4 protein-coding genes and 4 pseudogenes are annotated in these 5,340 nt (G+C 39.7%); 5 read left to right on the top strand and 3 right to left on the bottom strand.

Features of this window, described 5'->3' with window-relative positions:
• Together C5470_RS21230 and C5470_RS21225 are read left to right on the top strand one after the other, a co-directional pair.
• Positions 1–320 (top strand): annotated as a pseudogene (locus tag C5470_RS21230) (Rpn family recombination-promoting nuclease/putative transposase); the annotation flags it as partial.
• Positions 321–759: 439 nt separating this feature from the next.
• Positions 760–1,077 (top strand): hypothetical protein, encoded by a 318-nt coding sequence (locus C5470_RS21225; protein WP_152963879.1) that lies wholly within the window; start codon positions 760–762, stop codon positions 1,075–1,077.
• Positions 1,078–1,235: 158 nt separating this feature from the next.
• On the opposite strand, the gene C5470_RS21220 is transcribed toward C5470_RS21225, so the two are convergent.
• The gene (locus C5470_RS21220; protein WP_152963878.1) at positions 1,236–1,853 is read right to left on the bottom strand and encodes a recombinase family protein; all 618 of its coding nucleotides are present in this window, start codon (positions 1,851–1,853) and stop codon (positions 1,236–1,238) included.
• Between the two features lie 318 nt (positions 1,854–2,171).
• Here C5470_RS21220 and C5470_RS23890 point away from each other — a divergent pair.
• The 3 genes and pseudogenes from C5470_RS23890 to C5470_RS23130 form a co-directional block, all read left to right on the top strand.
• Positions 2,172–2,583, top strand: a pseudogene (locus C5470_RS23890) (DNA-binding protein); the annotation flags it as partial.
• A 731-nt stretch (positions 2,584–3,314) separates the two neighbouring features.
• Positions 3,315–3,761, top strand: coding sequence for a RadC family protein (radC, locus tag C5470_RS21210; RefSeq protein WP_166291754.1), 447 nt, complete (start codon positions 3,315–3,317; stop codon positions 3,759–3,761).
• A 45-nt stretch (positions 3,762–3,806) separates the two neighbouring features.
• Complete coding sequence (locus C5470_RS23130; protein WP_239002565.1) at positions 3,807–4,394, top strand: helix-turn-helix domain-containing protein; 588 nt, start codon at positions 3,807–3,809, stop codon at positions 4,392–4,394.
• 151 nt (positions 4,395–4,545) lie between these two features.
• Here C5470_RS23130 and C5470_RS21195 read toward each other — a convergent pair.
• A pseudogene (locus C5470_RS21195) lies at positions 4,546–4,655 on the bottom strand (IS630 family transposase); the annotation flags it as partial.
• Between the two features lie 572 nt (positions 4,656–5,227).
• Positions 5,228–5,340: pseudogene (locus tag C5470_RS21190) on the bottom strand (IS5/IS1182 family transposase); the annotation flags it as partial.

The raw sequence follows: 5,340 nt of genomic DNA, 5'->3' as shown, positions 1-5,340 counted from the left end.
CTCCACATTTTGAACAGGTACTTCAGAAACTGATTGAACAGGTAGGCAGCCATCAGGAGGCAATAATGAATATTGCACAGAGATTACGGGAACAAGGTATTCAGCAAGGTATTCAGCAAGGTATTCAGCAAGGTATTCAGCAAGGTATTCAGCAAGGTATTCAGCAAGGTATTCAACAGGGCATTCAGGAAGGCATTCAGGAAGGTGAAAAACAAGCTTCAATTAATATTGCCCGTGTCTTTTTAAAGAATGGTGCCAGTATTGAACTGGTTATGAAAAGCACCGGTCTTAGCCGTGAAGAACTCCTCTCCTTACAATAACCTTTTCCTTTCTATTTTTTGTACTTTTACTCACCTTTTTAAGGTGGGTAAAAGTATTTGCTAATGTCAACAGGCGCGGAACTTATTGGGGCGCTGGCATTTTTGCTTATAGGAGAGCATAAAAAAGTCTGGGGCACTTGAATTATTTAGCGGTAAAATGGGCAACTCAACCGGACTATTACCCATTATCGGCCCATGAATACTTATACGTTAAAGTGGCTTCTTTAGCTGCTTTGCCACATAAATGCCCCACAGTTTTTCATGCTCTCCTATATTCAACCATCATTTTCTTCATTAAGTCGGTGATTAAGAAGGCAGAGAACAGCGGGTTCAACAATTAACTGAATAATGTCTAATGAAAGTTGAAATTGATGAATAAATTTCAGGTGACTAGCATGAAGGATGAAATTAAATCTGAAAACATTAGAGGGAAATATTTATGTTCAAAAATTTATTAAAAGCCGGAACATTAGCATTAACATTATTAGGAGGAATAGGAACTGCATTAGCAGTTGGAACGGAATACTATTGTCCTGCTGGGTCTTTTTCGATTAAGGATCAAAAAGTATATCCAGATTCCCCTCTTGTTATGTGGGTTGTTCATTCAGAAAACAAATTTTCTGATAATTTCCTAAGAGGTGGTAGAAAATGGAGTTTCAGAGGACCAGTTTATGGGTGTTACCTCGATTCAGATTATTCACAAACTGGGAAAATATACTATGCCGCTGAATATATAGGCGAGTGGTTAAAAAAATAAGGCCCTGTTGCAAATAGCCGATGGTAATTGGCGGGACGTGTTCGCCGCCATTTGCGACCCTTGTATACCTAGCTGGATTTTGCCTGTAGGGGTTCTTTAACTAACAATGGCATTCGGTTAAGATCTTGCCGGCGCATCAAAAGATATACGCCTCAGGGTCATGCTTTGAGTTTAACAATGCGTATAACCGTTCGTTCTGAAACACCACATAACCTCGCAGTATCACGGATGCTCTGTCTGTTTTTAACCCGAAGCTCTATGATTTTTTCATGCAATTGATGATCTGCCTGACGTCCCCGGAATTTACCGGCCACCTTGGCTTTAACTATCCCTTCCTCTTGGCGCCGGCGACGGTCCTGATAGTCTTTGCGAGCAATGGCGGCTAGCATATCAAGCATCATTCCATTAATAGCCTTAAGCATTGAAAGGGTAAACTCATCGTCAGCATGTGTTGCAAGAGCCATATGGCTCGTCGGGAGGTCAAGACTGACAACCACAAGGTGTTTTTCTTGGATAAGATGCTTTAGTTTTTGCCAGCCCTTTTCATCTAGGCGTGAAAGTCGATCAACCTGCTCGATGAGAATAATGTCACCAGGTGCGGCATCATCAAGCAGTCGTAAAAGTTCTGGCCGTTGAAGTGATGCCCCGGATACATTTTCGATGTACCAACTTGCTAGCCGAAATCCTTTTGCTTCAACAAAGGCTTTCATCCTATTTTTTGCTCGGAGAGCATCCTGTTCTTTTGTTGATGCTCGGAGGTAACCGTGGATGTACATTTTTCACCCATTTGTGACGTTTAAGTGATGATCATAATATATGTGACAGATAGGTGATGATCCAAGGGGAAAATGACAACACTTTAGGCTATGACATAAGGGTATACCTTATTGTCATTTATCCAGCGTAATGATTTTGGCCTATTTTGAATTTATGACTTGACAAGGTAAGTGACAGTATCACACAATTTGTTTGTTTGTTTGTTTGTTTGTTTGTTTGTTTGTTTGTTTGTTTGTTTGTTTGTTTGTTTGTTTGTTTGTTTGTTTGTTTGTTTTGGGTATAATTTATTTAATACATATAATTATGAGGAGATTACTATGCGCCCTGCCACGTTTGAGCCAGAAATCATTATTGAAGCGGGTAAAGCCTTGCAAGCAGAAGGACGGAATGTCACCGCGTTTGCGCTCAGAAGCAAAATTGGTGGAGGTAATGCCAGTCGTTTGCGCCAAGTCTGGGATGAGTTCATTACCAGCCAAACCACCATCACTACGGAACCTGTTGCTGAATTGCCGGTCGAAGTTGCTGAGGAAGTTAAACATGTTTCGATGTCACTGACTGAACGTATTAACCAATTGGCTATCGAGTTGAATGATAAAGCAGTTAAAGCGGCGGAACGCAGAGTTGCTGATGTTACTCGTGCAGCCGGGGAACAGACTGCACAAGCAGAAAGAGAACTGGCAGATGCTGCCCAAACCGTTGATGATCTTGAAACCGAACTGGATGAATCCTATGCTAATGTGAGTGATCTTAAGCAACAGTTGGTAGAATCACAATTGTTGGCGCAACATCAGGCCATCGAACTGGCGCAGTTAAAAGAACGGTTATCCGTGATAGAACAAGCGGCCAAAATTGAATCTGAACAACATAAAGCCATTGGAGAGGAGTTAACAGAGTTGAAAGTAAGAGCCGCAACTGATGCTCAAGTATACGTTGATTATCGAACACAAATAGAACAAGATCTTACCCGCCAAGCTGAATTGCTGGAACAGGCGAAGGTAGATTGCGATACAGCCCGGCGTGAATCTATAGAAGCTCGTGAAAAAATCGCTAAAATTTCTGGACAGTTGGAAGCCGCACATGAACAAAACGCATCACTATTTGCTGTTATAAAGCAGATACAGGATGGTAACCAATTATCATCATCAATAGGTAGTAAATTAGAGGAAGTGAGCACCGGAAAGAAGCCAAGAAAAAAACAGAGTTAATGTGGTATTAGATTTGGTTATTACCAAATTGGGATTTGCGCCCATTCCCTCATTGCTATTTTTTCGTTACTTACAAGCGAATTAGCTTTTAGCTGTCTTTTGCCTATGCCTATTACTATCGTAGCCCTAATTGTTATTTCTAATTACTTAATTTTGTCACAAAATTTAATTTAATCTTGCATATTAGGACATTATGTCCTAATATGCACTTATGGCCGGGCGTGGTGCTCTGGTCGATTTATGGAAATTAATAACATGACAAAAAATGAAAAAATTATTGTTAATCAGGCGCTGGATATTCTTGATAGTCACTTAAAAGAAAGATCCATTACTATTGACAATCCAGACACGATTAAAAATTATCTGCGGCTTCATCTTGAGCTAGAAGAGAGAGAGATTTTTGGTGTGCTATTTCTTGATACCCAACACAAGCTTATCAGCTTGGAGAAGTTGTTTATGGGATCAATCAGTAGCGTTGTGGTGCATCCGGCTGTTGTTGCTCGAAACGCGCTGATACTGAATGCCTCTGCTGTTATTTATTTTCATAATCACCCGTCAGGTTCGCCAGACCCCAGTCATGCAGATAGGGTAATTACGAAGCGATTAGTCAGTGCCCTAGATATATTTGAAATTCGCTCGCTTGATCATCTCATTATTGCAAAAGGTATTGTGACTTCATTTGCCGAGCAAGGATTAATTTAAAGAAAAAGCCGCCATATAAGGCGGCTTATATTAAGGTTATATTATATGACAGAAGAACGGAAAGTTTATCATGCAAATATAGACATACATATCAGAGAGGTTTGCCTGATCCCGTTTGAACGTGGTTGGCAGGCTCCTAGTGCAGGCGAGTTTCGGGCAATGTTAAGTAAGGCTGGAGTAAGCCAAAGCGCTTTTGCCCGACGCATTGGTGTGAGTTCTCGCACTGTTCGTCGATGGGTTGATGGGAGTAAACCAGTGAATTATGCGGCATGGTGTATATTATGTGTTGATGGTGGTTATTTACATATTTGGCGGGCTACGGAGGAAACATCATATCCGGTAGCGGATAAATCGGATAATTTGGCTGTCACGCAGGGAATCACCATACCAGATCCGTTAAGATTACAATATCGAAATGTGATTAAGCAGATCGTTTATCGAGTAGTTGCCACGCCAGAGATGGATTCAATTGACGTTATAGATAAATTAATTTCCGATGAATTAAGTCAATCTGAGCGTCACACATTAAAAGCATTGATTATTGAAGAATTACGGCGATTGCATGAAGGTGTGTTGGCAAGGTATGGACTCCGACCTTCGCAACTTGAAAAATGGAAAAGAAAACACCGATAATCTTTGTATTCTCGTTATTGAGTGGTCGCATAACCATAAAAAATTTCCGGGTTAATTACGCCGTTATCTTAGAGAAACTATTAATTAGCTCTTTCGTTTATGCCGTCGTTTCATGCGGGCGCAGGGCCTGAGCGATCATGACAGAACTCTAGCCCTCAGAAGCCCGCAGAACCGCTTTAATGCGATCACACTCCATCTTATCACGGCAGGTGGAAGGTGTTCGAGTTCAGCTTTCTGTTCATCGGTAATGAATATTTTCATGACGAATACCATGATCCTTATTTTAGGGAAAATCAAGCATTTTCAATAATCACGGGTATATATTAATTATAAAATAAGATGTATAATTTAAACAAGAATGTTTGGGAAAACGGTAAAAAAAGATTACACCACAAGCGGGCCCCAATTAGACCCTCAGAGATTAACAAACTCCTTTTTGATATTTGTATGTGTTATTCTTTTTATTTTTTTACCATTTATCAATGGTCGAACATGAATTAAAAAAAGTTTTGTTTAGACGTTGACTGATACAAACCTATAATTCATCTCCCCATTTAAGCCCTATTTCCTTTCATAGTATACTGAATTTACAAGATAAAGTTGGATAAATAATATTAATCACAGCAGTTAAAAATATACTTAAATACACCAAAATATGTGAGAAAATATTGCCATTATTTCTAATCTTATATATAATTATAACTTATAAACAGGGTATAAACGCCAGACAGAAACCCATTTTTATTGGGATGGAATAGAAAAATGAGTATATTATCTTCCTTAAAAAATTCTACCAGTGTCTTAACGCCCGTTGAGGTTCTAGGCTGTGTCCCTTAATTATTTAATCGTCTGTAAAAGAGCCTAATACAGCCTAATTTCACCATCGACAGATAGTTTCGCGCTGTTTTTTCATAACGTGTTGCAATACGTCGATTGCTTTTGAGAA

This window comes from Photorhabdus stackebrandtii, from assembly GCF_011189495.1.
GTDB lineage: Bacteria > Pseudomonadota > Gammaproteobacteria > Enterobacterales > Enterobacteriaceae > Photorhabdus > Photorhabdus khanii.
This window is presented reverse-complemented; position numbering and strand designations above follow the sequence as displayed.